Below are 25,494 nucleotides of genomic sequence, written 5' to 3'. Positions count from 1 at the left end.
AACTATACGGAGGCGTGAAGCGTTTCCTTGAACTGGGAAACATCTTTATAGAGAAGGGTCATTCGTTCACTGTCTACACCCCCGACGGGGCGGGCCCTGTATGGTTCGACTTCAAAGGGGCGACGAAGCCCTTCACTGCGCTTACGGAAGACAGCATAGACGCCCTGTTCACCACCGAGGTGAAGTTCATCGAGCAGCTCACCACGGCCAATGCCCGGAGGAGGATACTGTACCACGTCCGCATTACCGAGAACCTGAAACCATTCCTTAAGCATGGCGGGGTGGAGATATTTGCCTGCTCGTCCAACATCTACGAGCACGACAAGAAGAAGTACGGCATAGAGGCCTTCAAGGCGCTGGGTGGCGTGGACACTTCCAACTACCGGGCCAAGGAGAGCTACGAGGTGAAAGACCGCCCGTTTGTAGTGATGGCCTACGGACGCCTGGCCGAACGGGTAAAGGGGACGAAGTATGTGGTGCGGGCCTGCGAAAAGCTGTACAAGAAGGGGTACAACATCCGGATGCTGCTATTCGATACGGCAATCAGCGAGAAGGCGCAGGAGCTGATAGACAACTTCACGACGAGCGTCCCGTTCGACTTTATCCAGAACCATCCGTTCGACCGCAACTCGGAGATATTCAACCGGGCCGACCTGTTTGTAGCTGCCGAGCGTCATGCCGGCTGGTCTAACACGGTGTCCGAAGCGATGGCGTGCGCGCTTCCGGTAATTGCTACCCAAGCCGGCACAAAGGATTTGCTGATAGACGGAGAGACAGGGTTGCTTACGAAGCGTTATACCTTCCTGTTCCGCAGAAAGATCAAAAGGATGATAGAAGATGAGGCGCTACGCCGGCGGCTGGGACAGAATGCTTACAAGCATGTGAAGAACTTCGATTGGCGTACGCTGGCCGACCGTATCATTGCCCACCTTGAGGAGACAGCAGGCGTTTGATGTAGCGCCTGCAATCGCGGATACAGCTTTTCCGTTCTACGTATTTGTTGTGGGCTGTTGAATACCGGATCAGCTGCTGTTCCATATTCTCTATATTGCCATGAGACAGAATGGCGTATTCTTTAGCAATAACCCGTAGCTTATCTTCCGGCACTTCCAGCATAGACAGGTTCTTCAAGCCTTTCAGCGGAGGGACAGCTTCAAACTTCATGCGGTTCAAATCAACCAGATAGAAATGGTAAGCCCCGTCTGCTTCTTTCCGTAACATGGTATTGCCGGGGGAATGGTCTATAAAGTAGATGCCTTTCTGATGGAAGTGGTACGTAAACCGGGCAAAGGCGCGGTAGACGTCATCCTGTTCTTCCGCCGGCAGCTTCACTATTTCGCGGAAGGTTATCGCCTCATCCAGTTGAAGGGAGATATAGTAGCTATGCGTCAGCCCTACGGCATCCTTAAAGAGAATATATCCTACCGGCTGGGGAGTACCTACGCCCATCTCTGCCATGCGCATGGCATACTCATACGAACGTTCGGCTTTTGAAGGGCGTACATAGGCATAGGCTACCTTATTGATGATATGCGGGAGTTTGAAAGATTTAATGCACATGCGGATACCTCCGATGTTCATTACTTTAAGGATGTTGCGCCCGCTGTAAAGAAGCTCGCCCTCTTTATCAAAACGCTCCGGGATAGAAAGTATCTCCTTCTGCAGGTGGGTGTATGCCGCGCTTATCCGGTATTCTTCTTTCATAAACGGTTGTCTACAATAGCAGGGTCTATACATCCTTTGACATCGTATATAACACCGTTTGTAATGATCAAAGAGGATATATCTAACGCAAGGAATTCCTTATGGGCTACGGCCAGAACAACAGCCGCGTACTTTTGCTGCGGAAGCTCATTGGTAACCGTCAGTCCGTATTCGTGCTCAACATCGCGGGGTTTAGCCCAAGGGTCGTAGATGGTTACTTTCGTTTCATAATCCTGCAAGGCTTTTACGACATCATAAACCCGGGTATTACGTACATCGGGGCAATTCTCTTTGAAGGTAAAGCCCAACACCAGCACTTCGGCATTACGTACCGGGAGGTCTTTCTTTATCATGCACTTCACCACTTGGCCGGCAATATATTCGCCCATACTGTCGTTTATACGGCGGCCTGCCAGGATTACTTCGGGGTGGTAGCCATAGTCTTGTGCTTTCTGAGCCAGGTAATACGGATCGACACCTATACAGTGGCCACCCACCAAACCGGGCTTGAAGGGCAGGAAGTTCCACTTCGTTGCGGCGGCGGCAAGCACTTCGCTCGTATCGATCCCTATCAGATTGAATATCTTGGACAGTTCATTCACAAAGGCGATATTTATGTCACGCTGGGAGTTCTCTATAACTTTAGCAGCCTCCGCCACCTTAATACTGGAAGCACGGAAAGTGCCTGCCACGATAACAGAGCTATATACATTATCTACCTTACGGGCAACCTCGGGAGTAGAACCAGAAGTTACTTTCTTTATCTTCTCAACGGTATGTTCCTTATCTCCCGGATTGATGCGTTCGGGAGAATAGCCGGCAAAGAAGTCTACGTTAAATGTCAGTCCCGAAACCTTTTCAATCACCGGAACGCATTCTTCTTCCGTAACTCCGGGATAGACTGTAGATTCGAACACCACAATGTCTCCTTTGCCTATCACTTTACCTACAGTTTCACTGGCTTTATATAAAGGGGTAAGATCAGGGGAGTGATGGCGATCTACCGGAGTAGGTACACATACGATATAGAAGTTGCAGTCTCTTATATCATCCAGCGAGCAGGAACAATATAAACCATTCTCTCCTGCCGAAGGAACTTTATTTATTAATACTGATTGCAGAACCGAATCATCAACCTCCAATGTAGAATCATGGCCGGACATTAATTCATCCACTCGCGATTGCTTGGCATCAAAACCGACCACCGGATATTTGGAAGCAAACAAACGAGCCAGAGGTAAACCAACATATCCTAATCCTATAACAGCAATCCTTATGTTTTCCATGTCAAAGTAATTTAATAATCTATTTATTTCAGGTTCTCCCAGTACCAACGGACAGACTGTTTTAATCCGTCCCGCATACTGAATTGCGGGTTATAGCCCAACAATCTTTTAGCTTTCTCTATGGAAGCCAGAGAGTGCGGAATATCTCCCAAACGGTTCGGCCCGTGCTTAACTTGAACATTAGCTATGGCTGCATCGAAGTCGCTGAGATACTCTTTCAAACAGCCAACCAGTTGATTCAATGTCGTTCTTTCGCCAAAGGCTGTATTATAAACCGTATTAAGAGCTTCCGGATTCGAGGTGGAAAGCGCCAGCATATTCATCAGGATCACATTATCTATATAAGTAAAGTCTCTTGAATATTCACCGTCTCCGTTAATAACAGGAGATTGATGATTCATCAGTAGCTTTACAAACAAAGGAATTACCGCAGCATACGCTCCGTCCGGGTCCTGACGGCGTCCAAAAACATTAAAGTAACGCAGGCCTATGCACTCCATCCCGTATGTTTTAGAAAAGACATCGGCATATAATTCATTCACATACTTTGTCACGGCATAGGGAGATAGCGGCTTCCCGATCACGTCTTCTTCTTTCGGCAAAGTTACGGAGTCTCCATATGTAGATGAGCTCGCTGCATAAACAAAGCGTTTTACTTTGGCATCACGGGCAGCAACAAGCATATTCATAAATCCGCCGATATTAACGGCATTCGTTGTGATCGGGTCTTTTATAGAACGGGGAACAGAGCCGAGAGCGGCTTCATGCAACACATAGTCTACATCCTGTACTGCTTTCTCACAATCAGACAGATTACGGATATCACCCACTATCAACCGAAAAGAAGGGTTATCAAAATGCTGCCTGATGTTCTCGGGTTTTCCGGTCGAGAAGTTATCCAGACAAATCACTTTATAGCCTTCTTTTAATAAGAACTCGCACAAGTTTGAGCCTATAAAGCCGGCTCCTCCCGTAACTAAAATAGTTGATTCTTTCTCCATAACTTTATGAGCTAATCCGCTTTAAAGAAACAATGTGAATGCGCAAAGATAATATATTATTACTGAATAATTGGATTGTAAAAAAACTTTGTCTAGTTTTGTTCCTGCCTAATAATTCACATATCACCTGAAAATGTTACCCATCGGACAAACAGAAATAGAGTTAAGCTACGTAATTCCTGTATTCTTCAATCAAAAGGATACTAAAGTATTAAATGACTTGCTAATTGCCTATTCAAAGTTGGATCAGGATTTAATACGACGCATCCAGTTTGTTATTGTAGACGATTGCTCTCCTATAAAGATAGAAATCCCGTCGGACATTCATCTAAACTACCAGCTTCTCCGCATAACAACAGATATAAGATGGAATCAGGCGGGAGCGCGCAACCTTGGCGTTGTTAAAGCCGCCGGACCTAAAATAATCATTACCGATTGCGACCACTTTTTCCCGGAAAGCTTACTCAGGAAAATTCTGAACAACAAAATACCGTACAAAACACTCTACAAATTCAAACGGGAAGACGCAAACGGGAAAGCAATACAATCGCACTGTAACACATTCTATACATCCAAAGCTACCTTTTTCTCTACATTGGGATATGATGAAGAGTTTTGTGGCAACTACGGCTATGAAGACGTTATGTTCAGGTATTTCCAGTCTGCCATCGGAAACAAAATCAAGTATTTTACCCGCCTAAAGAAGATCGTTTCCAATACAATAGACAGAGAAGAGTCTTATCACAATCTTGTGCGGGATACAGACGTGAACCTAAAGCTTATGGAAGCCAAAATACCTTTCTTAAAAGACAAGAATCCGTTTAAAGCCCATAGCCGGCTATTTCTTAATTTCGAATATCAGGTAGTGAAAGTAAACCAGATATAACGTAAGACTATGAGAAAAAGTAAACTGAAACATCGTCTTGTGAAGTTTGGCATTGCCGGTTTGCTTCGTTCCCTAAACAGGAATCCCAGAGTTATTTTCTATCATGGCGTAGATTTTGCCGAGAAGAACAATGCTTTGCATATCAATCCGGATATCTTCGAACAGGAAATGCTTTTCCTGACGAAGCATTACGAAATAATATCTATTGACGAATATGAAAGACGTTTTCATAACGGCCTATTTAACGGGAATGAAATAGTAGTAACTTTCGATGACGGATATAAAAACAATCTAACGATAGCCGCACCAATCTTAAAGTCTTTGGATATTCCTTTTACGATATTTATATCGACGAACCATATCGAAAGCGGACATTACTTTCCCACAGCAATAGCCCGTATGATTATACGAGACAGTAATCTATCTTTTATTAAGATAGATTGCCTTAAATTTAAGGCAGAATTAAAAGACCCAAAACAGAGGGAAAGCATTTGTGAAGCTATCATCCATATTTTAAAGCATTCTAATATTCATCTTGTCAATGAGATTTGCCATCAATTGATTGAAAACATATCGCGCGACGAATATGAAGAATTATGTTTTATCCACAAAGCGGAAGCACCCATGAATTGGGAAGATGTGGTCAAACTTCATACGGAATACGATTGTACAATCGGCTCGCACTGCAAAGATCACTTTATCTGTAACATTTATCAGACAGAAGAAGATATAAAAGCACAGCTAAAAGAAAGCAAACAAATAATAGAAGAAAAGTTGCATAGCGTTTGTGAATATCTGGCTTATCCAAACGGAATCTATAACAAAGGAGATGTAACTGCCTATACACAAAATACCGCTAAGGAAGCGGGGTACAAATTAGCCTTTACCACTGTAACAGACCGTTTACATGCGAAAAGCAATCCAATGCTGATGCCCCGATGTGCCGCCCGTTTTGAGATGGATGACTTTATAACAAAATTAGTATTGAAACCCAAGATAAAATTATTCTAAAGTAATCCTTTATACAATTCCATTAACTGGCGCGCAATTGTCTTGTCAGAGAAGTTTTGTACATATTCCTTTCCTGCTTTAATCATCTTTTCGGCCAAAACAGGAGACGATAATACGCTATTTATACTTTGCGCCATATCTGATTCATTATTCGGATTTACGTAAATAGAATCGGGACCTCCGGCTTCTTCCAGGCAGGAACCGGTAGCCGCAATAACAGGAATACCGGAATGTAATGCTTCTATTATAGGAATACCAAAGCCCTCAAAAAAGGAAGGATACACAAATAAAGAGGCTTGTTGATAGATGGCAGGCAAGTCTTCAAACGGAACGCCATCTAATAAACGCACCCGTTTTGACAAATCATTGTCCATGATATATTTTTCCAACTGATCCGTATATTCCGTTCGTTTACCAATGGCAACAAGAGAGACATCTTCATCCACCTGCTTTAATGCCTTTATAACCAGCAAGAGGTTTTTACGCTTTTCTATACTCCCTACATTTAATATATACCGTTTCGGCAAATTATAAGCCGACCGTACCAATGCTTTCCGTTCTTCCTCTGCCGGATGTGTGAAAGAAAGGTCACAACCTTGATAAATAACATGTATTTTATCCGCATCTATATTAAAGAAACGAATAATATCCCGTTTCGTCATTTCGCTGATTGCAATAATACAATCGGCTTCTTTACAAGCCTTGCGAAACTTATTAGTATAGATTACGCGGTCTATACGTCTATAAAATTGAGGATAACGAAGGAAAATCAGATCATGGATAGTCACTACCGATTTTATATTACTGCTTTTCAATCCGTAAGGCAACTCATTACTCAAGCCATGAAACAAACCGACGGAATCTTCCTTCAGCACGGAAGTTAAAGCGAAAGAACGCCAAAAGGCTGTCGGAATCCAGGTAAATAAGCCCGACGGATAATGAAATTGTACTGACGGGGTTTCCTTTACCAAAGCATGTAAACGCGGATTTCCTTCACCGGGAGAATAAAGTTCGTATGAATTATCCGGATAAAACGCGGAGAGTATATTCACGATATACCGGCTATAGTTTCCTAGCCCCGTTTTATTATGAGTAATACGTTTAGCATCAAACCCGATCTTCATAGCTGCATTATTACATTATTTCTCCACTTTATATGGATACTCAATTCCTAAAATCGAATATATTTTAGATAAAATCGTTTCCGGTTTCATAGATGCCATGCAAGCCCAGTCTCCACGGAAACAAGATTTATCACCAAATATGGAACATGGACGACAAGATAAGTCCAGTTGTACCGTATCTTCCTTTTGCTGCCGGTATCCATAAAAACCGGTATATGGATGCGTAGCTCCCCAGATAGACAAGACACGCGTCCCTACCAATGAAGCAAAGTGCATATTCGCGGAATCCATACAAACCAACAAATCCAGTTGGCTGATTAAGGCCAGCTCATCATTCAGTGCATAACGGCCCACTACATTCTTTACCCGGGGATATTGATATGCCCAATCTTCCAAAACAGCTTCTTCATACCCTTTCGCCCCAAACAGAAATACAGTTATGTCTTCCCTTTCCACTAAGCCGGCAACGACCTGCTCCATACTTTCTATCGGATATATCTTCCCCTGATGCTTTGCAAAAGGAGCTATTCCGACCCATTTACCATTCTTTACGCCGGCAATTGATTCCATCCGGGAAAGATCAGCCGGTTTAGATTCATAAAGGGAAGTAAATGATTCGACGTAGTTTAATCCTGCCGAACGAAATACATCCGCATATCGTTCTATTACCGGACGAAGCGGTCTGAGATCTTTATTCTTTTGGTCTGTCAAACGAGCCCGTTCTTTACGCGCCTTATCCAATACATAAACAGGTTTTCCTTTGATGCGAAAAAGCGTACGTACAATCATAGACCGTATGACATCATGTAAATCAAGAACGATATCGAAGTCATATTTTACTAAGGCAGAGGCAAACTTTAATAAACCGCGCAATGTTTTTTCGGATGCTTTAGTATTAATACCTATTACATTTACATTGGCCGGACGATTCATAAAGATAGGCATCAAAAAAGCTTGCGTAAGTACGGTAAAAGTGTCCTGCGGATTACTTCTTGCCGCAGAATAAATCACCGGAACAGTCATTGCCACATCTCCGATTGCCGAAAGCCTTATTACCAATATCTTTGCCATTTATATTTATTTCTTAGCCAAGTACACATTCAGCATTAAATCTACCTCTTTCCAAACATCATCTACCGTAATAAGATTAAAATAATCCTGCGCGCTCATTTGTCCCTGTTGTGTAGGTGAAGACAAATCATCGGGGCTTATTCCCTGATAACGTTCCTTATCTCCCGGAAGCCAAACGGATTTAACAATCCCCGGAGAAAAAATAGCATACGACGGAATACCAAAAGATTGTGCAATATGCCTTGGTCCTCCTTCATTTCCAAAAAAGAAATCGCAATTTGCAATCATTGCCCGCAAGTCCAATAAAGAGTCTGCTCTTACAGAAGTAAATATGTGCGGATCATTATCTAACTCCTTATGCAATGCTTTTGCCAGTTCTTCTTCTCTATTTCCTGTATAGTTAAATATAATTTGAGGCTGATATTTATCTATAATACGGCGCAAAACGTCTTTCATCCGTTCCGGATTCCACATCTTTTCCGCCACACGGGTAACAACAGAAGCAAATATAACGGGACGTGAAAAGTCCACTCCCTGCTTTTCCATATACGAACGAAACGAGTTTTTCTCCTTTTCGTCCACATATAACCGTAATTCCGGATCATAAGTAATTTTTGCTTCCTTCTCCAATGGCCGAAGCAATTGCAGGTTATGTTGCACCATATCGGTTAAATTATCGTTATGATTATCTATACAATAATTATGTAACAACACATTATATCCTTTTTTAGTTCCAATACGATAGGGAGTATTCAAAGAGAAAAGACTAAAAAAAAGAGTCTTTACCGTAGAACGCATGTCTATAATCACATCGTATTTTGTAGCCTGCATTACTTGTCGTACCCGGGAAAGATATTTGATAAGCGAATGGTTCTCCTCATCAGTAAACGAGATAATCTTATCTATATCGGGATGCCCTTCATACAAAGAGGCAATAGCACTATTCAGCACAAAATCTATTTGTACATCCGGAAAAGATTTCTTCAAGCTAGTACACAAAGGCACAGCTAATACTGAATCTCCTACCCGACGGAAACGAATAATCAGGATATGCTTAATAGGCTTTTTCATCTTCCGTATTTTACTTTTTTCCGTACAATACCGGGTTCAAAGCAGGATCATTGTACATCTTCATCTGCTTGTACACCTTCATATATTTACGACCGGCTTTAATATCTGTCAATAATTGGTCTAATGCCACAGACAAATCTTTTTTCTGTTCTTGTAACACAGCCAGTTTTTGTTCACAACGGGCCTTATGTTCCATATCCGCATCCGGACGGTTCACCTCCTGCTGCATGTGATAAATCTTTAATATGAGAATAGACAGACGATCTATTGCCCAAGCCGGACTTTCTGTATTGATGGTTGCATCCGGCAATATCTTTACATCTTTATATTTATCAAGGAAAAAACTGTCTATCAGCTCTACCAAATCCGTACGATCCTGATTGGATTTATCAATGCGTCGTTTGATAGCCAATGCCTCAACCGGATCAATGGACGGATTACGGATAATATCTTCCAAATGCCATTGTACCGCATCTATCCAGTTTTTCAGATACAAATAAAACTCAATGCTTTTTACCTCGTACGGATTATGTACCGTTGCATCTACATTATCAGTAACATGGTAAGCCTCAGTAGCTTGTTCAAAAATCCGGTAACACTTTTCACTAAAGTTCATATTTTCATTCTGTTTTCCGTGAATAATAAAGCGCAAAGGTAATGAAATCTTTTCAATTCATCCTTTTCAGCATATTCCCTTTTCTTACAAAGAGATGGATAGAAGTAAAACAAAGCACGATACTTATTAATAAAAAGCTCACAGCCTTTTAGCAGAAAGTATGCGACATTTTATTCTTTTGACCTAGGGCAAAATTAATTTTGAGCCAGGTCGAAATTGATTTTGAGCTAGGACGAAATTGATTTCGAGCCTGGTCAAAAGAATAAAATGTCGGGTATTTTTCCTTAAACTATATTATGGAAAAGAACAAAAAGTCTATGCTTTTGAGATAAGAAGGTATTGGTTAAAGCAAAATCGTATATCATTTAGACCAAAGATAAATTCAATTTCGGGAATATCTTGATTCAATATCCGCTATCTTTGCACTCGCAAGTTAATTATCAAAGAGACATGGCAAACGACAAATTAGTAACCCCCGGCTTCTGTTATATACTAGCGGCCAATTTCCTGTTATTCTTTGCATTCTACCTGATACTACCCATTTTACCGTTTTATTTAAGGGAACAGTTCATGGCGGATAAATCAATGATAGGTTTTATCCTGTCGTGTTATACAATTGCTTGCCTTTGTATCCGCCCGTTTGCCGGATACCTTCTGGATACTTTTGCCCGCAGACCTTTATATTTATTGGCTTACTTCATATTTACAGTGGTTTTTGGCGGATATATGCTGGCAACGACATTAACCTTATTCATCGCCCTCCGTATCGTACATGGTTTTGCTTTTGGCATGGTAACCGTATCGGGTAATACAATTGTGATAGATATCTTACCTTCTTCCCGCCGTGGTGAAGGAATCGGTTATTACGGACTGGCAAATAATATAGCGATGAGTTTCGGACCTATGATCGGGCTATTTATGCATGGGGCTTTTTCATATGAAACAATCTTTAGTTGCTCGTTATTATCCGGGAGCTTAGGATTCCTTATGGCTTTTCTGGTAAAAACACCGTATAAACAACCGGTAAAACGAGAGCCTATTTCTCTGGACCGTTTTTTCCTGGTAAAAGGGACTTGGGCGGGTCTTTCATTGCTTTTACTTTCTATTCCTTATGGGATGACGACAACATACGTAGCTATGTATGCCGAGGAAATCGGCATATCGGTCAATGCCGGACTTTACTTTACATTCATGGCCATCGGATTGGCAATATCCCGTCTATTCTCAGGCCGGCAGGTAGATAAGGGACGCATTACCCTGGTCATATCTTTAGGGATGTATCTTGCATGCGTCAGCTTCTTTGTATTGGCATCACTACAAACATTAATGTTGTGGTATCCTGTATTTACTTCCTATTTATATATAGGTATAGCATTTTCTCAGGGAGTAGCTTTCGGCACCATGTTTCCGGCCTTTAATACATTATTTGTAAACCTGGCCCCTAACAGCCAACGCGGAACGGCAACCTCAACCTACCTGACAAGCTGGGATGTTGGTATCGGCATAGGACTAATGATAGGAGGAACTATTGCACAAGAATTCGGAGGTTTTGACCATGCTTATTTGTTTGGCGCTTGCCTGACCGTTATATCTACCTTATTTTTCCTTATTAAAGCAGGGCCGCATTTTAACCGGAATAAATTAAGATAATACAAACTGATATGAAAATAGTAGCCGACAATACCGTCCCCTATCTAAAAGGAATAGCAGAACCTTTTGCGGAAGTTCTTTATTTCAATTCTAAAGAATTTAAACCTGAAACAGTAAAAGATGCCGATGCACTAATCATACGCAGTATTGATAAATGTACGCGTGAGCTGTTGGAAGGAAGCAAGATCAAGCTAATTACAACAGCAACGATCGGTTTCGATCACATTGACACAAAGTACTGTGATAAGGCAGGAATCAGCTGGAAAAATGCTCCGGGATGCAATGCCGTATCGGTAGCCCAATATGTATTGGCGTCAATGATTACCGTTGCGCTACGCAATAATGAATCATTAAAAGATAAAACGATTGGCATTATCGGGGTCGGCCACGTGGGCAAAGAGATAGAACGATTATGTATAGCTTACGGCATGAAGATTCTCCGCAATGATCCGCCCCGTGAAGAAGCGGAAGGAAAAGACGGCTTCGTGTCACTAGACACCATTGCACGTGAAGCCGATATTATTACTTTACATGTCCCATATACCAAAGAAGGCCGATATGCAACACATCACCTTGCGAATGCCGATTTCTTTAATAAATTAGAGAAGAAACCCTGGTTTATCAATAGTTGCCGCGGCTCCGTTCATGATACACACGCATTACTTACCGCTAAAAAAGAAGATAAAATAAGTGAACTCATCATCGATTGTTGGGAAAACGAACCTGGTATTAACAACGAATTATTAAAAGAAGCAGCAATTGCAACTCCACATATTGCCGGATTCTCTGCTGATGGAAAGGCAAACGGTACACGGATATGTCTGGAGAACATCAGCCGTTTCTTTCATGTAACAATAGAAAAGATAGGAGAAGTTATTCCTCCCGCTCCTAAAAAACCGGTTATCGACCTCGATCAATTCAAAGAACACCGGATAGAACATGCTATTTTAAGTAGCTTCAATCCTCTGGGGATAGATCATGCTTTACGAGAATCACCCGATAAATTTGAATGGTTTCGTGCAAACTATAATCATCCGAGAGAATACCAGGCATATACGGTTATCCATGCAACCAATAATGAAATAAAACTTTTAAAAGAGTTAGGATTTAATGTTTAGCCAATACTTCCTCTATCACATGAGGATAATGGGCATATTCTAATGCGTGGACCTTTGTGGCTACTTCCTCCGGAGTATCTGTAGGTAATACCGTACATTTAGCTTGGAAAATAGTAGCACCTTCATCATAATTTTCATTTACATAATGTATTGTAATCCCGGATTCTTTCTCTTTTGCCGCAACAACAGCCTCATGTACATGCATTCCAAACATGCCTTTTCCTCCGTGTTTAGGTAACAGGGCAGGATGGATATTGATAATTTTACAGGGAAAAGCTTTCAGCAAAGTATCGGAAATCTTATTCATAAAGCCGGCAAGTACAATAAAATCGACATTATACTCCGCCAATTTCGCTAATACAGGAGTTCCTTGCACAAACTCTTCACGTGAAAAGACATAAGAAGGAATACCCAATTTATTTACCCGGTCATGCACTCCGACATTACGATTATTAGATAAAACAACTGCAACTTTAATAGTTTCACTGTTAGAGAAATATCGTCCGATATTTTCTGCATTTGTACCCGACCCCGAGGCAAAGATTGCTATATTCTTCATATTTTTCGATGTTTTAGTGCACAAGAAAAGAAAAAATGTGCAGGTTTCCGCATTTTTAGCTCATTAAATTTGTTTTGTAACATAAAAAATTCTTTTCTTTGCACTGCAAATTTAAAAAGTATATTCGTATTTATTAATCTAAATTGAAAAGTTATGTCTGAAATTGCTGAAAGAGTAAAGGCTATCATCGTTGATAAATTAAGTGTTGAAGAAACAGAAGTTACAAACGAAGCAAGCTTTACTAATGATCTTGGAGCAGACTCTCTTGACACAGTAGAACTGATTATGGAATTTGAAAAAGAATTCGGTATCTCAATTCCTGACGATCAAGCAGAAAAGATTACAACTGTAGGTGACGCTATCGCTTACATCGAGGCTAACGCGAAGTAATCAATCCTTTTAACTAAAGGTATGGAATTAAAAAGAGTTGTAGTAACAGGTCTTGGAGCTATTACTCCTCTTGGTAATACCCTCCCCGAAACATGGGAAGGTATTATCAATGGAAAAAGTGGCGCTGGACCTATTACTCAGTTTGATGCATCCAAATTCAAGACACAATTTGCATGCGAAATTAAAGGCTTCGATCCGTTGAAAGTTATGGATCGTAAGGAGGCCCGCAAGTGTGATCGTTATAGCTTATTCGCGATCGACGCGGCGAAACAAGCGATCGAGGATGCGGCAATGGACTTGGATAACGAAGATAAGAACCGTATCGGCGTTATTTTCGCTTCAGGTATCGGTGGTATCAAGACATTTGACGAGGAAGTATTGAGTTATGCGAAGATCAAGGATACGATCGGTCCGAAGTTTAACCCGTTCTTCATCCCGAAAATGATCTCGGATATCGCGGCCGGACATATTTCCATGCTTTATGGATTCCACGGCCCGAACTTTGCGACCGTCTCAGCTTGTGCATCTTCTACAAACGCTATCAGTGACGCATTCAATTATATCCGTTTAGGCAAGGCTAACGTCATCATCACCGGTGGAGCGGAAGCTGCTGTTTCTGAATCGGGTGTAGGTGGATTCAACTCCATGAACGCGTTATCGACACGTAATGATTCTCCCGAGACCGCATCTCGCCCGTTCAGCGCTAGCCGTGACGGATTCGTGATGGGTGAAGGTGGAGCTTGCTTGGTATTGGAAGAAATGGAGCACGCATTGGCTCGTGGCGCTAAAATATATTGCGAGATCGCAGGAACCGGAATGTCTGCCGATGCTTATCACTTGACCGCTTCTCATCCGGATGGTTTAGGAGCGAAGCTGGTTATGCGCAACGCATTGGAAGACGCGGGGATGGCTCCGGAAGATATTGATTACATCAATGTTCATGGAACATCGACTCCCGTAGGCGATATCTCAGAGGTTAAGGCGATCAAAGATGTGTTCGGAGAACATGCTTATCAACTGAATATCAGTTCCACAAAGTCAATGACCGGTCACTTGCTTGGTGCTGCCGGAGCGGTAGAGGCGATCCTGTGTATTATGGCTATAAACGATGGTATTATCCCGCCGACCATTAACCATGCGGAAGGCGACGATGATCCTGAAATAGATTATAAACTGAATTTCACATTCAATAAGGCTCAAAAGAGAGAAGTGAAAGCCGCTTTATCGAATACGTTTGGTTTCGGTGGACACAACGCTTGCGCCATTGTTAAAAAATTCGTGAAATAACGTGTTTAGAAAGCTATACAAACAGCTACATAAAAGAATAAGGCTCCTGCATAATAAAGGTAGGGAGCCTTATTTGTCTTTATCAAAGATTCTAGGTTTTTATCCGGATAATCTCCAGATTTACGAGCAGGCCTTGTTGCATAAATCATCATCGGTAGAGACGGGCGATGGTAAATGGCTTAACAATGAGCGTCTTGAATTTTTAGGAGATGGCATTTTGGATGCGGCGGTCGCCGATATTGTCTATAAGCGCTACCCAAATAAGCGGGAAGGCTTTTTGACAAACACACGCTCCAAGATCGTACAACGGGAAACGATGAATAAGGTCGCCATACAACTCGGCCTCGATCAAATGGTAGTCTATTCAACCAAGATAAACTCTCATAACAATCATATGTATGGTAATGCGCTCGAGGCTTTGATCGGCGCTATTTATCTGGATCAAGGTTATGACGTTTGTTATAAGTTTATCCGTGACGTGATGATAGAAAAGTATATCGATGTAGATACGCTCGTCCGGAAAGAGATAAATTTCAAGTCAAACTTGATTGAATGGAGCCAAAAGAACAAAATATCGATCTCGTTCGATCTAATAGAGTCTTTTACGGATCATGATGGGAATCCTGTATTCCAAAGCGCGATTAAATTGCTCGGCGAGCAAATTGGCATAGGTATCGGTTACTCCAAAAAAGAATCCCAGCAAGCGGCTTCTAAAATGGCGGTCAAAAGATTGCGGACAGACAAAGAACTCCAGCAACGTATCTCTGCCACAAAGAAAAAGAAGACTGGTGAACTAACCGATGAAAAAGAGTTTTCCGACCTCCCAGAGGAAGAAACTGTATGATAAACAGCAGAACTTGGGTATATCGTTTGATATACCCAAGTTCTTAGTTATATAAGAATAAGCTCATATAAAGCTGTATGTATGAAAAAACAGTACAGTAAATTTCTCCGAATATTAATAACCGGCATATTATATATCGGTTATTTCTCGATTTCAAGTTTGTTGGCGCAGATCAGCGAAGGAGGACTCCCCCCCAGCTTTCAATTCGCAGGTTCACTTCGAAGTGAAAAGCTAGCAGAACAAGTTCCAGTGAATTTCAGTGTGGAAGACCTCAAGACGGTCGATGCGTGGAGGGTCAGCCAAGGCGCTCCGTTGCGTGTAGCCAAGTCGATCCCAACCAGCTTCGACATCGCCGATAGCGGCGATTGGATTTCACTACCTGACGGTAGCCAAGTATGGCAACTTCACCTTCAAGCGAAAGGAGCGATCGCCTTGATCCTGTATTACTCCGATTTTTATATACCCAAAGGTGCCCGGTTATACTTGTATAACGCAGCGAAAACCCAAGTATTGGGTGCCTATACGCATCGTACGCATCCTAAAAACGGACCGTTCGCAACCCAAGCCGTAGCAGGCGATGAAGTGATCCTCGAATATGTACCTGCACCATCCGGCGAGACACCTCGACTACGCATCCGGGAGGTCGGTTACGGGTATAATCATCTTGAAGCGATCATGCCAGAAGTACAGGAAGCGCCGGGAGCCGGCTTTTCAGAAGCTTGCGAAGTGAATATCAATTGCGAGGAGGGAGCCGATTGGCAGGAGCAAAAGAAGGGGGTGATACAAATGATTCAATACATCCGTAATAAAGAGGGAGAAGGAGGAAGCTATATTTGTACGGCTTCTCTGGTAAATAATACGGCCCGTGACAAAAAGCCTTATGTATTATCCGCCTTCCATTGTTCGCAAGATATGCTGGGTGAACAGACGGTTACTCCCGAGGAATTAGCAGTCTGGTTGTTTTATTTCCACCAAGAACATGTGGGCTGCGATAATGAGTCACCCATTTATCCGATAAAAACCATGGTAGGATGTACACGGAAAGCTTCTACCCCTGTCGAAAACGGTTCCGACGGACTGTTGCTGTTGCTTAACGACGAGATCCCCGACGATTATAATGTATTCTTTAACGGATGGGATCGTTCAAATATGCTTTCACTCTCGGGCGTAGGCATCCATCATCCTTCCGGCGATTATATGAAAATCTCCACCTATGGAAATTATCCGACAGAATCGATTACATGGCGTAATAGTGATGTTGGAAAAACCGGGGCCACGAACGCTCATTGGAACGCTACTTTCGATGCCACGCTAAACGGACACGGGGTGACCGAGGGAGGTTCTTCCGGTTCGCCTTTATTTAATAGCAAAGGTTTGATTATAGGTACGCTGAGCGGTGGAAGCTCCAGTTGCGAACTGCCCGAAGGATTGAATTTATACGGTAAATTGTATTATCACTGGAATAAATACAGTGATAATGATACAGCCCGGATGGATGTCTGGCTAGATCCACTCGGAACGGGTGTCACCTCGTTGCAGGGAATGACGCAGGATGGGAAAACGATCGGAAACGAGTATGAAAGTCCGACTGATTTGAAATACAAACAGATCTCCACGAGTGAGATTCAACTGACATGGAATGCCCCAGTCCTCGAAAAAATAGCTGGTTGGGGATCACAAGATCGTTATCAACAGTTCGGTCTCGGAGGAGATCCATTCTATTTCGCTCAGAAATGGGATACGAAAGATCTACAACCGGTGCATAAAAAAACGATCCGGAAGGTTAATTTCTATCCGCAGAAAGGAGTCACTTATGGAGTCTATATCAAACAGGGAAACCGGGAGTATGAAGAGGGTTTCACTCAACTGAAATCAGGTAAAATAAATTCGGTCACACTTAAAACACCATTCGTAATCGACGCGAAGCAGGATTTACTGGTAGCCATTCATGTGATAAGCTATGCTAATAACACATACCCGGCATGCTCCGATGAAGGCCCCGCAGTCGATGGAAAAGGGAATTTATATTCTTTGGACGGAAAAAAATGGGAAACATTCTCAGATGATGAGCTAGATGCCAATGTTGTGTTATCGATCGTAATAAGCGCGGAAGAAGGTGAGCTCCCCTCAAGTTCCGTATTCTCCACGAGCACTTTCTCGGAGAAACCGCAACCCATGAGAACAGGCCGATTATCATTCCGGAAACTGGCTATCGCCTCCGATGCGCAAGAAGCAGAGTTGATCACGGCTTTTCCGGAGCTGACCGGTTATAAGGTATATCAAGATACCCGGGAACTGACGACATTACCTGTTTCTCAACGGAATTATACGGTGAAAAATCTGACAACAAGTACCCCTCTGCTCCAAGTAACGGCACTTTATGGTACCGACGAGAGCGCTCCGGTTACAGTAATTCCGGAAACGAGCGTAGGTAACGAACTGAAGCCAACAGGCGAAGAAGTAGACATTCAACCACGTATCTTCTCGAATGAAGTACAGATCCAGAATTATCTACAACTGAAATCGCTTGAGATCTACAGGGCCGATGGAAAGTTGATACGTAGCATCCCGCAACCGGGAAGCAGTCTCAGCACGGGTGATTTTGCCACTGGAATGTATATATTCCGCTTGACTACCGAAAAGGGAAGCCAAACCGTTCAAGGTATTAAGAAATAAACGGCCGCCTACTAGTATAAAGTAAAAAAGGTTGTGCGTTCTCTGACACACAACCTTTTTTATTTTATTTCCCGAATGTTACCCCCATCCGTTTTCCTTGTACGATCAAATCATGATCCGGTGTCACTAATTTTAGTTTTCCCGCTACTTCTAACAAGGAAATGGATTCTACCCTATCTCCTTTCATACAAACCATACGTCCGAATTCACCATTAGCGATCAGTTCCGTGGCATGGCCTCCCAAGCGAGTCGCAAGGTTACGGTCGAACGGAGAGGGGTTTCCACCCCGTTGGGTGTATCCCAATACGGTATCCCGGGTCTCGATACCCGTTCCCGCCTCGATAGCCCGGGTAATATAATCAGAAGGACGCTTTTTATCCGGAGTCTCGATACCTTCGGCTACCACAACAATGGAATAAGGTTTCCCCCGATGAGCACGGTCTAAAATCGCTTCATTTACCTTATCAATATCATACCCCAGCTCAGGCAACAGGATAACGTCTGCTCCTCCTGCCATACCGGCATACAAAGCGATCCATCCGGCATGATGTCCCATTACCTCCACCACCATCACACGCTTATGCGAACTGGCGGTAGAATGCAAACGGTCTATAGACTCGGTAGCTATATTTACAGCCGTATCGAAGCCGAAAGTAATATCTGTTCCCCAAACATCATTATCTATCGTTTTAGGAACGCCTATTACATTCAACCCGAGTTTCGATAGAAGATTCGCTGTCTTCTGCGTTCCGTTTCCACCAATGCAAACAAGACAGTCTAATCCTAATTCTTCATAATTCTGCTTAATAATTTGTGGCTTTTCCGTATCACCCGAAGCCAGTAATTTACGGAAAGGTTTCTCACGCGAAGTTCCCAAAATAGTTCCTCCCAGATTTAGGATACCGGAAAGGCTACGTTCATCAAACATCTGTACGTCTTTATTCAGAAGGCCTACAAAGCCACTGTGAATGCCTATCACCTCCATCCCATAATGCATGATAGCCGTCTTTCCTACTCCACGAATTGTAGCGTTAATTCCCGGGCAATCGCCACCAGATGAGAGAATACCTATTTTCATGTAACATTTATTTAGTATCAGACAAAGATATAAATAAAAAGAGAATGCCTACATTTGTGCCTCATACAATAACAAGGGAGCATGGACATTTTAACAAAAACGATTTCTTTACTCTTCCGTCAACGTCAGAGAGAGATTGAGAGGTTTGCGCAAAATACCGATCTTATCCAGCGCAAGCAACTGCATGCACTTATTGCAAAAGCCAGGCGGACTGAGTGGGGAGATAAATACGATTACAAAAGCATACGTAATTACGAGGATTTCCGTCAGCGAGTACCGCTACAGGCATACGACGACATAAAGCCCTACATAGCAAGGATGATAAACGGAGAGAAGAACATCCTCTGGCCTTCCGTTGTCCGGTGGTACGCCAAGAGCAGCGGGACGACCAACGACAAGAGCAAATTCGTACCCGTTACAAACGAGATACTGCGGGGATGCCACTACAAAGGGGGCTTCGACTGCGTAGCCCTGTACCTGCGTAATACGCCCGGCAGCCGCTTCTTCTCCAAGAAAGGATTGATACTGGGCGGAAGCCACAGCCCGTCACCGCTGAATGCCGAAGCGCATTGCGGGGATCTGTCAGCCGTTTTACTGCAGAATCTGAACCCGTTGGTCAACCTGATACGCGTCCCTTCCAAACGGATCATCCTGATGGATGAGTGGGAAAGCAAGATAAAAGCCATTGTAGAAAGCACCTGGAACAAGGATGTAGACAGCCTATCCGGTGTTCCTTCTTGGATGTTGGTCTTGATCAAGGCCGTATTGAAAAAAACGGGTAGGGAATATCTTACGGACGTATGGCCCAACATGGAGGTATTCTTCCACGGAGGAATCAGCTTCGAGCCTTACCGCGACCAATACCGGGCGCTTATTCCGTCGGACAAGATGCACTACGTAGAAACTTACAACGCTTCGGAGGGTTTCTTCGGAATACAAGACGACCCTGCGGACCAGAGCCTCTTGATGATGCCGGACTACGGCATCTTCTATGAATTTATCCCGATGAACGAAATGGGCAGCGAGCACCCTACCGTCTTGCCCCTCGAGGCCGTGGAAACCGGAAAGAACTACGCCATGGTTATTTCTACCACCGGAGGCTTATGGCGCTACCAGATAGGCGACACGGTACGCTTCACGTCACTCTTCCCCCACAAATTCATTATCTCGGGAAGAACAAAGCACTATATCAACGCTTTTGGCGAAGAACTGATGGTAGACAATGCCGACAAGGCCATCAGCATCACCTCGCGCGAAACCGGAGCCAAGGTAAAAGAATACACCGCCGCACCGCTCTTCCTGCTAGACAAAGCCAAAGGACGCCACCAATGGTTTATAGAGTTCGACGTGATGCCGCCATCCATCAGCCAGTTTGCCGCCTTGCTCGACAAGCACCTGCAAGAACTCAATTCCGATTACGAAGCCAAGCGATACAAAGACATCTCACTCCAGCCATTAGAGATAGTAGTAGCCCGCGACGGCGCCTTCTACGACTGGCTCAAGCAGAAGAATAAACTAGGCGGGCAGCATAAGATTCCGCGCCTCGGCAACGACCGTACGCATATTGAAGAATTGTTGGAAATAAACCGTCGTGAAGGCAATATTAATTCCAGACACTCTGGAGTTATAACTCCAGACATTCCGCACTTATAACTCCAGACACTCTGCAAGCATAACTCCAGACACTCTAGAGTTATAACTCTCCAAGGTCTGGAATCCGGTACACATTTAAAAGGAATAAGAGAAGTACAAACCGCCACCCTGTTCGCTCACCACAGGAGAGATCACCAGGTTCTTTGCCCCCCGGGTGTTTATCCTGCGGGCAACGGCATTACGCACCGGGAAATAGATAAGATAAGACAGCTCCACAGAGAGAATGCCAAAACCGGCGCCGGCCAACACATCCGACACCCAATGCCGGTTGTTATACAATCGCGAGCCCGCCACCAACGTTGCCAGCGCATAGCCCGAATAAGCAAGCCACGGGTTGCTGTCTTTAAACTCTTTATAAGCCATATGGGCTCCCAGAAAAGCATTCGCCGTATGTCCCGAAGGAAACGAATAAGGAGCACCGTCAGGACGGGTTTCATTTACGGTGTATTTCAACGTGCGGGTCATACCTGCATTCAGCCCCTCGGCCAATACGACAAGGCAGAGCTGGTCCACCCAATTATGCTTCTCCTTCCCCATCAAATCGCATACGAAAGGCCAGGCCAGCATACCCCATTCCATATAATCGTCTATATGTATCTTCTTCACGGACTCTTTGCGCGAGAAAAGATGGAAATCATTCATCCCGTCAATAGCCGTGCCCACAGCCCCCACCGTTATCAACGAAGCAGGCAGGATCAGCGATTTAGGGTTGAATTTATACTCCACCACAGGCATACGGTACGCAACCGTGTCCGGAGCTACCTCCATAGCCGAAGAAGCACCCGCCAGGCACAGCACCGCTAGCAACAATACGACAAATCTTCTCATGATACTAAAATTTTACTGCCGCAAAGGAACAAAAAAGGCCTTGATTTGTTATTTATATTGAGGGACTTTTTTTACCATATCATAACAAGGGGAGACATCTATTAATCCATTTAATTACATTATGAACTATTTTAGATTTTCAGCGGTTTGACACAACCATTTGAGGAATAAACATTTAGCGGAATATTTGAGAAATAACAGTAACGAATTGGCAACCGTACAGTTTTCAGCGGTTTGCGGTGCTATGCTGTCAAATAACTCCTTCATTTGCAAATATAATCTCTTTTTCCGAAAGAACGAACTTTCACGGCACTTTTTACCCTGATAACAACCGTTCTTTTACGCTTTCCATATTTTCTGTTGTTTGTAACTGCACAACGGACGGAAATTGCAGTGTTATATGCAATCTGTCAATTGGCACGATAATTTTACTTGGTTGGGTTCAGATAATTGATACAATTCTTTTCAATCTTGTCTAAGATATGAAGAAATGTATCTTGTTCTTCTTGTGATATACCTTTTAATGAGATGTTTAGAGATAGCATTTGACATTTATTTATATGTGGCATAATTATTTTTACTTTATCGGTGCAATATAAAAGAACACTCCGTCCATCTTTATGATTTTTCCGCTTGATGATATATCCGTTTTTGGATAATTTTTCAACTATTCTCGTAACATTGGCAAAGTCTTTTTGCGACTGCGTGACTAAATCACCAATGGTCTGACCATCGTTTTCCCATAAATAGACTAAGATAACCCACTGTTCCGGTGTTATGTTCAGCCCCTCTTCTGATATGATTTGATATATTTGACGTTTGATTATACCAGAAAGTTTGGCTATTTTGTGATTTACCATTTTATCTATATCCATATTATTTGGTTTGTTAAAAGCTGAAAAATTTATTTGTCATGACAAATATAGTTATAATGTAATTAGTAACCAAATGGAAGTAAGCGTTTTTATAGAAAATATCCAAAAGGCTTTCGGAGAAAAGGTGCAATTACCCTTTGCATTTTGGTATTCCGATGAACAGATTAATGATGATTTGAAAAAAATCAACGGTTGTTTTTTTAAGGAGTTTGAAAAGCTGATTGGTGGTGAACCGATATCTTTGAGTGCCGATAGAATCGGGTGTATGGGTGGTAAGTTCTATACTGGTTTTTCGACCATGAATGAAAAGATGCCTATGTTTGTTTCAAGCAAAGAAAAATACAAGAAGTCTTCAGAATTGGTTCTTGATTTCGTGGAAAAGGCAAATGTGCAGATGACGACAATGCGGTATTTGAATATTTCACCTATTATTGAACTTGAAAACTTTAATAATGTGGTGGGGATTTTCTTTTTGGCTACTCCTGATATGCTTTCAGGACTTGCTTCATGGACATTTTACGATAACAATTCGGATGATGCAATTACTGCAAAATTTGGTTCGGGATGTTCTTCTATTTTTTCAGAAGCAGCATTGGAAAACAGCAAAAATGGGAAACGTACATTTATTGGACTGTTTGACCCCTCTGTGCGTCGCTATATCCATGAGAATATATTAAGTTTTACTATACCAATATCACGCTTTCGGGAGATGTATTATACGATACAAGATAGCTGCTTATCGAATACACCTGCATGGGGAAAAATTAGAGAACGGATTTGTCGGGAGTGAAGTGTATGCCCATCTTTAATTATCAGAACAATTAAAGATGGGCATATTGTCGTATGTTGTGACTTAAATCCCCGATTGCTTTTCCTTGGTTGCCGTATGCTCTGTCTTAGTTTCTCAAACAGCTCTCTGAACTATTCTGCAATAGGTTTCCTGTCGATTTTGAGCACCTGTTTTTTTTGTTTGTATGGCCTTTCAACATTTGAAAAGTTGCCTTTTCAGTTGTGAACGTGCGTTTGTGTTCCTCCGAATAGAGCTCACCTGCATACTTCAACAGTCTGCCGCAAACGAGTATAGCTGTCTGCCTCTCGTCGAAGCCGATAATCCAGCAAAGGTTCTCTATTCTCAGGACTTCTTTCGCCAACGGGAACCAAGCGCACTATCCACAAGCTGTGTAAGCCTTGATACCTCTTTGTTGTGCTCTGCAGGAGAACAAGAACTTGTAATTTCCTCATTTAACTTCGATTTTTTTAATAAATTTGGCAGGGTTGCCAGCTACAATTGTCATAGGCGGCACATCTTTGGTTACCACGCTGCCGGCTCCGACAATTGCACCGTAACCGATACGCACTCCCGGTAGTATAGTCGAATTGATACCAATCCATGCTTTGTCCTCGATGACAATTGGACGACCAAAGGTGGCACTGCGATTTTCCGGATTCGGATCGTGGTTAATCGTAATCAGATTGACTTTAGGACCGATAAATACATCATTGCCAATCGTGATACCGCCACGACCAAAGAACGTACAGCACTGTTGTATAAAGCACCCTTTGCCGATAGTGATTGGTTTACCATAATCTATATAGAGCGGCGGCAGCACAGTCGTACTCTCTTCGAGTGGTTTGTCGAGAATCCGCCCCATATACTCATGCACCTCTTCAGGAGTGCGATAACCTGTATTCATTTCAGTCGCAGTCTTGATAGTTGCAAAAATATCGCTAATCAATGCCTCGTAACCCTGCTCATTGGGCGAAACCATTTCACCCGACAAGTCTTTTTCAAAAATATTCTTCATACTTTCCATGTTTTTATGTTTCTGATGCAAAGGTAATGGGAATGTCACACAACGATTTTGCTGTATGGTTCAAAATGCTTTGCTGCAAGGTTCAGGAATAAAAAAAGTCCCGCAATCTATGCGAGACCCGTTTCATGCTGTAAATACCCTTTCGGAGAAATACCGTATCTTTCTTTATAAATCTTCGAGAAGTGTGAGAGATTCTTGAATCCAACCTCAAAACAGATTTCCGACACCTTGCGTTCGCCCTTCCGTATCAACTCATGAGCGGCTTCGAGACGGCGATGAATCAGCCATTCGCGTGGGGAGAGCGTGCTGCACTTTTTGAAATCCCGCTTGAACGTGGACAAACTGCGCCCGGTATAGTTGGCAATCTCTTCCATCGATATGTCATTCATGTAATTACTCTCCAGAAAATCCAATATGTCGATTTTCCACGGGTCAGTAAAATCGAAAACCGAAGCATACAGATTCTTACTTGTATTGAGTAGCACATACATTCCCTCGACCATTTTTAGTTGCAGTAGCTCTTCTGTCGGTTCAATGTCTGAATTAAAATAAGGAGTCATGGATTCGAACAAGCTTACGATGTCGGGACGGTTGGAGGGCAACTTACACAGACTTATCTTATTCCGTTTGGCATCTTTGGGCAGGGTGTTTTTATCTAACCTATTATAAAAGCTACGCAGAAATTTCGGAGAAAACATCAAGAAAATAGCTTTGAACTGTTCTCCGTTCCATGCTTGCTTGGTCATCTGTACACTGAAATCCTTGCGGATAAATGCACACTCTCCTTTATGCAATCGGGTCGTTTCACCCTTCTCCTCTATGACTATTTCACCTGAGTACATATATACTAAAACATGGGAATGATTCCGATGCAAGCAACTTTTTCCATCATCGAAATACATCGCCAAAAAAATATCTGAATAACGTAGTGTATTGATTCCGTCTGTCATTT

At 42.8% G+C, this 25,494-nt stretch carries 24 protein-coding genes; 11 read left to right on the top strand and 13 right to left on the bottom strand.

Annotation, left to right across the window (positions count from 1 at the left end; translation table 11 throughout):
• Window positions 1-14 precede the first annotated feature (14 nt).
• Window positions 15-953, top strand: coding sequence for a glycosyltransferase family 4 protein (locus C1721_RS06095; protein ID WP_234347363.1), 939 nt, complete (start codon window positions 15-17; stop codon window positions 951-953).
• Here the strand turns inward: C1721_RS06095 and C1721_RS06090 are convergent.
• The 3 genes from C1721_RS06090 to C1721_RS06080 are packed head-to-tail and all read right to left on the bottom strand — an operon-like array spanning window position 919 to window position 3,991.
• Entirely contained in the window at window positions 919-1,704 is a 786-nt protein-coding gene (locus C1721_RS06090) for a lipopolysaccharide kinase InaA family protein (protein ID WP_102407572.1), read from the bottom strand. The two genes, C1721_RS06095 and C1721_RS06090, sit on opposite strands and share 35 nt — an antisense overlap.
• Window positions 1,701-2,990, bottom strand: a complete 1,290-nt coding sequence (locus C1721_RS06085) for a nucleotide sugar dehydrogenase (protein WP_102407571.1) — start codon at window positions 2,988-2,990, stop codon at window positions 1,701-1,703. Before C1721_RS06085 ends, C1721_RS06090 begins: the two co-directional genes overlap by 4 nt.
• Before the next feature lie 23 nt (window positions 2,991-3,013).
• Window positions 3,014-3,991 carry an SDR family oxidoreductase gene (locus C1721_RS06080; RefSeq protein WP_102407570.1) on the bottom strand — a complete coding sequence of 326 codons (978 nt, stop codon included), beginning with the start codon at window positions 3,989-3,991 and terminating at the stop codon, window positions 3,014-3,016.
• A 133-nt stretch (window positions 3,992-4,124) separates the two neighbouring features.
• Here C1721_RS06080 and C1721_RS06075 point away from each other — a divergent pair, with 133 nt between their 5' ends.
• Window positions 4,125-4,877, top strand: coding sequence for a glycosyltransferase family A protein (locus C1721_RS06075; RefSeq protein WP_102407569.1), 753 nt, complete (start codon window positions 4,125-4,127; stop codon window positions 4,875-4,877).
• 9 nt (window positions 4,878-4,886) lie between these two features.
• Window positions 4,887-5,888 carry a polysaccharide deacetylase family protein gene (locus C1721_RS06070; protein ID WP_102407568.1) on the top strand — a complete coding sequence of 334 codons (1,002 nt, stop codon included), beginning with the start codon at window positions 4,887-4,889 and terminating at the stop codon, window positions 5,886-5,888.
• Here C1721_RS06070 and C1721_RS06065 read toward each other — a convergent pair.
• The 4 genes from C1721_RS06065 to C1721_RS06050 are packed head-to-tail and all read right to left on the bottom strand — an operon-like array spanning window position 5,885 to window position 9,770.
• Window positions 5,885-7,012 (bottom strand): glycosyltransferase family 4 protein, encoded by a 1,128-nt coding sequence (locus C1721_RS06065; RefSeq protein WP_102407567.1) that lies wholly within the window; start codon window positions 7,010-7,012, stop codon window positions 5,885-5,887. The two genes, C1721_RS06070 and C1721_RS06065, sit on opposite strands and share 4 nt — an antisense overlap.
• Before the next feature lie 15 nt (window positions 7,013-7,027).
• Window positions 7,028-8,083, bottom strand: a complete 1,056-nt coding sequence (locus C1721_RS06060; RefSeq protein ID WP_102407566.1) for a glycosyltransferase family 9 protein — start codon at window positions 8,081-8,083, stop codon at window positions 7,028-7,030.
• A 6-nt stretch (window positions 8,084-8,089) separates the two neighbouring features.
• A complete protein-coding gene (locus C1721_RS06055) occupies window positions 8,090-9,154 on the bottom strand; it encodes a glycosyltransferase family 9 protein (RefSeq protein WP_102407565.1) in 1,065 nt (354 codons plus the stop codon).
• Between the two features lie 10 nt (window positions 9,155-9,164).
• Entirely contained in the window at window positions 9,165-9,770 is a 606-nt protein-coding gene (locus C1721_RS06050) for a DUF4254 domain-containing protein (RefSeq protein ID WP_102407564.1), read from the bottom strand.
• 450 nt (window positions 9,771-10,220) lie between these two features.
• On the opposite strand from C1721_RS06050, the gene C1721_RS06045 reads away from it, so the two are divergent.
• On the top strand, window positions 10,221-11,420 hold the full coding sequence (locus tag C1721_RS06045; protein ID WP_102407563.1) for an MFS transporter: 1,200 nt from the start codon (window positions 10,221-10,223) through the stop codon (window positions 11,418-11,420).
• 11 nt (window positions 11,421-11,431) lie between these two features.
• Window positions 11,432-12,538, top strand: a complete 1,107-nt coding sequence (gene pdxB, locus C1721_RS06040) for a 4-phosphoerythronate dehydrogenase PdxB (protein ID WP_102407562.1) — start codon at window positions 11,432-11,434, stop codon at window positions 12,536-12,538.
• Here pdxB and purN read toward each other — a convergent pair.
• Window positions 12,528-13,097 carry a phosphoribosylglycinamide formyltransferase gene (purN, locus tag C1721_RS06035; RefSeq protein WP_102407561.1) on the bottom strand — a complete coding sequence of 190 codons (570 nt, stop codon included), beginning with the start codon at window positions 13,095-13,097 and terminating at the stop codon, window positions 12,528-12,530. The genes pdxB and purN overlap by 11 nt on opposite strands.
• 153 nt (window positions 13,098-13,250) lie before the next feature.
• Here purN and C1721_RS06030 point away from each other — a divergent pair, with 153 nt between their 5' ends.
• From C1721_RS06030 to C1721_RS06015, 4 genes are all read left to right on the top strand, one after another.
• Window positions 13,251-13,487 carry an acyl carrier protein gene (locus C1721_RS06030; RefSeq protein ID WP_102407560.1) on the top strand — a complete coding sequence of 79 codons (237 nt, stop codon included), beginning with the start codon at window positions 13,251-13,253 and terminating at the stop codon, window positions 13,485-13,487.
• A gap of 21 nt (window positions 13,488-13,508) precedes the next feature.
• Window positions 13,509-14,774, top strand: coding sequence for a beta-ketoacyl-ACP synthase II (fabF, locus tag C1721_RS06025; RefSeq protein WP_102407559.1), 1,266 nt, complete (start codon window positions 13,509-13,511; stop codon window positions 14,772-14,774).
• Between the two features lies 1 nt (window position 14,775).
• A complete protein-coding gene (rnc, locus tag C1721_RS06020; protein WP_102407558.1) occupies window positions 14,776-15,618 on the top strand; it encodes a ribonuclease III in 843 nt (280 codons plus the stop codon).
• Window positions 15,619-15,699: 81 nt separating this feature from the next.
• Complete coding sequence (locus C1721_RS06015) at window positions 15,700-18,294, top strand: T9SS type A sorting domain-containing protein (RefSeq protein ID WP_102407557.1); 2,595 nt, start codon at window positions 15,700-15,702, stop codon at window positions 18,292-18,294.
• Between the two features lie 64 nt (window positions 18,295-18,358).
• Here the strand turns inward: C1721_RS06015 and C1721_RS06010 are convergent, their stop codons facing one another.
• Window positions 18,359-19,372 (bottom strand): ATP-dependent 6-phosphofructokinase, encoded by a 1,014-nt coding sequence (locus C1721_RS06010; RefSeq protein ID WP_102407556.1) that lies wholly within the window; start codon window positions 19,370-19,372, stop codon window positions 18,359-18,361.
• Between the two features lie 81 nt (window positions 19,373-19,453).
• Between C1721_RS06010 and C1721_RS06005 the strand changes: the two genes are divergently transcribed.
• Complete coding sequence (locus C1721_RS06005; protein ID WP_102407555.1) at window positions 19,454-21,025, top strand: GH3 auxin-responsive promoter family protein; 1,572 nt, start codon at window positions 19,454-19,456, stop codon at window positions 21,023-21,025.
• Window positions 21,026-21,100: 75 nt separating this feature from the next.
• On the opposite strand, the gene C1721_RS06000 is transcribed toward C1721_RS06005, so the two are convergent.
• The gene (locus C1721_RS06000) at window positions 21,101-21,793 is read right to left on the bottom strand and encodes a phosphatase PAP2 family protein (protein WP_234347584.1); all 693 of its coding nucleotides are present in this window, start codon (window positions 21,791-21,793) and stop codon (window positions 21,101-21,103) included.
• A gap of 488 nt (window positions 21,794-22,281) precedes the next feature.
• On the bottom strand, window positions 22,282-22,728 hold the full coding sequence (locus C1721_RS05995) for a MarR family winged helix-turn-helix transcriptional regulator (protein ID WP_102407553.1): 447 nt from the start codon (window positions 22,726-22,728) through the stop codon (window positions 22,282-22,284).
• Window positions 22,729-22,801: 73 nt separating this feature from the next.
• On the opposite strand from C1721_RS05995, the gene C1721_RS05990 reads away from it, so the two are divergent.
• Window positions 22,802-23,518, top strand: coding sequence for a DUF169 domain-containing protein (locus C1721_RS05990; RefSeq protein ID WP_102409267.1), 717 nt, complete (start codon window positions 22,802-22,804; stop codon window positions 23,516-23,518).
• Between the two features lie 448 nt (window positions 23,519-23,966).
• Here the strand turns inward: C1721_RS05990 and C1721_RS05980 are convergent, their stop codons facing one another.
• Window positions 23,967-24,533: a DapH/DapD/GlmU-related protein gene (locus tag C1721_RS05980; RefSeq protein ID WP_102409265.1), complete on the bottom strand. Its 567-nt coding sequence runs from the start codon at window positions 24,531-24,533 to the stop codon at window positions 23,967-23,969.
• 116 nt (window positions 24,534-24,649) lie between these two features.
• Window positions 24,650-25,492 (bottom strand): helix-turn-helix domain-containing protein, encoded by an 843-nt coding sequence (locus tag C1721_RS05975; protein WP_102407552.1) that lies wholly within the window; start codon window positions 25,490-25,492, stop codon window positions 24,650-24,652.
• Window positions 25,493-25,494: the final 2 nt, after the last annotated feature.

Origin of the sequence: Parabacteroides bouchesdurhonensis (assembly GCF_900186615.1) — a bacterium.
Classification (GTDB): domain Bacteria; phylum Bacteroidota; class Bacteroidia; order Bacteroidales; family Tannerellaceae; genus Parabacteroides; species Parabacteroides bouchesdurhonensis.
Note: the sequence above shows the minus strand (reverse complement) of the source record. Positions and strands in the feature narration are given on the sequence as shown.

Bases quoted from the DNA above. Each gene is read 5' to 3' on its own strand.
- C1721_RS06090 (WP_102407572.1), bottom strand. From the start codon at position 1,704: ATGAAAGAAGAATACCGGATAAGCGCGGCATACACCCACCTGCAGAAG.
- C1721_RS06085 (WP_102407571.1), bottom strand. From the start codon at position 2,990: ATGGAAAACATAAGGATTGCTGTTATAGGATTAGGATATGTTGGTTTA.
- C1721_RS06080 (WP_102407570.1), bottom strand. From the start codon at position 3,991: ATGGAGAAAGAATCAACTATTTTAGTTACGGGAGGAGCCGGCTTTATA.
- C1721_RS06075 (WP_102407569.1), top strand. From the start codon at position 4,125: ATGTTACCCATCGGACAAACAGAAATAGAGTTAAGCTACGTAATTCCT.
- C1721_RS06070 (WP_102407568.1), top strand. From the start codon at position 4,887: ATGAGAAAAAGTAAACTGAAACATCGTCTTGTGAAGTTTGGCATTGCC.
- C1721_RS06065 (WP_102407567.1), bottom strand. From the start codon at position 7,012: ATGAAGATCGGGTTTGATGCTAAACGTATTACTCATAATAAAACGGGG.
- C1721_RS06060 (WP_102407566.1), bottom strand. From the start codon at position 8,083: ATGGCAAAGATATTGGTAATAAGGCTTTCGGCAATCGGAGATGTGGCA.
- C1721_RS06055 (WP_102407565.1), bottom strand. From the start codon at position 9,154: ATGAAAAAGCCTATTAAGCATATCCTGATTATTCGTTTCCGTCGGGTA.
- C1721_RS06050 (WP_102407564.1), bottom strand. From the start codon at position 9,770: ATGAACTTTAGTGAAAAGTGTTACCGGATTTTTGAACAAGCTACTGAG.
- C1721_RS06045 (WP_102407563.1), top strand. From the start codon at position 10,221: ATGGCAAACGACAAATTAGTAACCCCCGGCTTCTGTTATATACTAGCG.
- pdxB (WP_102407562.1), top strand. From the start codon at position 11,432: ATGAAAATAGTAGCCGACAATACCGTCCCCTATCTAAAAGGAATAGCA.
- purN (WP_102407561.1), bottom strand. From the start codon at position 13,097: ATGAAGAATATAGCAATCTTTGCCTCGGGGTCGGGTACAAATGCAGAA.
- C1721_RS06030 (WP_102407560.1), top strand. From the start codon at position 13,251: ATGTCTGAAATTGCTGAAAGAGTAAAGGCTATCATCGTTGATAAATTA.
- fabF (WP_102407559.1), top strand. From the start codon at position 13,509: ATGGAATTAAAAAGAGTTGTAGTAACAGGTCTTGGAGCTATTACTCCT.
- C1721_RS06015 (WP_102407557.1), top strand. From the start codon at position 15,700: ATGAAAAAACAGTACAGTAAATTTCTCCGAATATTAATAACCGGCATA.
- C1721_RS06010 (WP_102407556.1), bottom strand. From the start codon at position 19,372: ATGAAAATAGGTATTCTCTCATCTGGTGGCGATTGCCCGGGAATTAAC.
- C1721_RS06005 (WP_102407555.1), top strand. From the start codon at position 19,454: ATGGACATTTTAACAAAAACGATTTCTTTACTCTTCCGTCAACGTCAG.
- C1721_RS06000 (WP_234347584.1), bottom strand. From the start codon at position 21,793: ATGGAGGTAGCTCCGGACACGGTTGCGTACCGTATGCCTGTGGTGGAG.
- C1721_RS05995 (WP_102407553.1), bottom strand. From the start codon at position 22,728: ATGGATATAGATAAAATGGTAAATCACAAAATAGCCAAACTTTCTGGT.
- C1721_RS05990 (WP_102409267.1), top strand. From the start codon at position 22,802: ATGGAAGTAAGCGTTTTTATAGAAAATATCCAAAAGGCTTTCGGAGAA.
- C1721_RS05980 (WP_102409265.1), bottom strand. From the start codon at position 24,533: ATGAAGAATATTTTTGAAAAAGACTTGTCGGGTGAAATGGTTTCGCCC.
- C1721_RS05975 (WP_102407552.1), bottom strand. From the start codon at position 25,492: ATGACAGACGGAATCAATACACTACGTTATTCAGATATTTTTTTGGCG.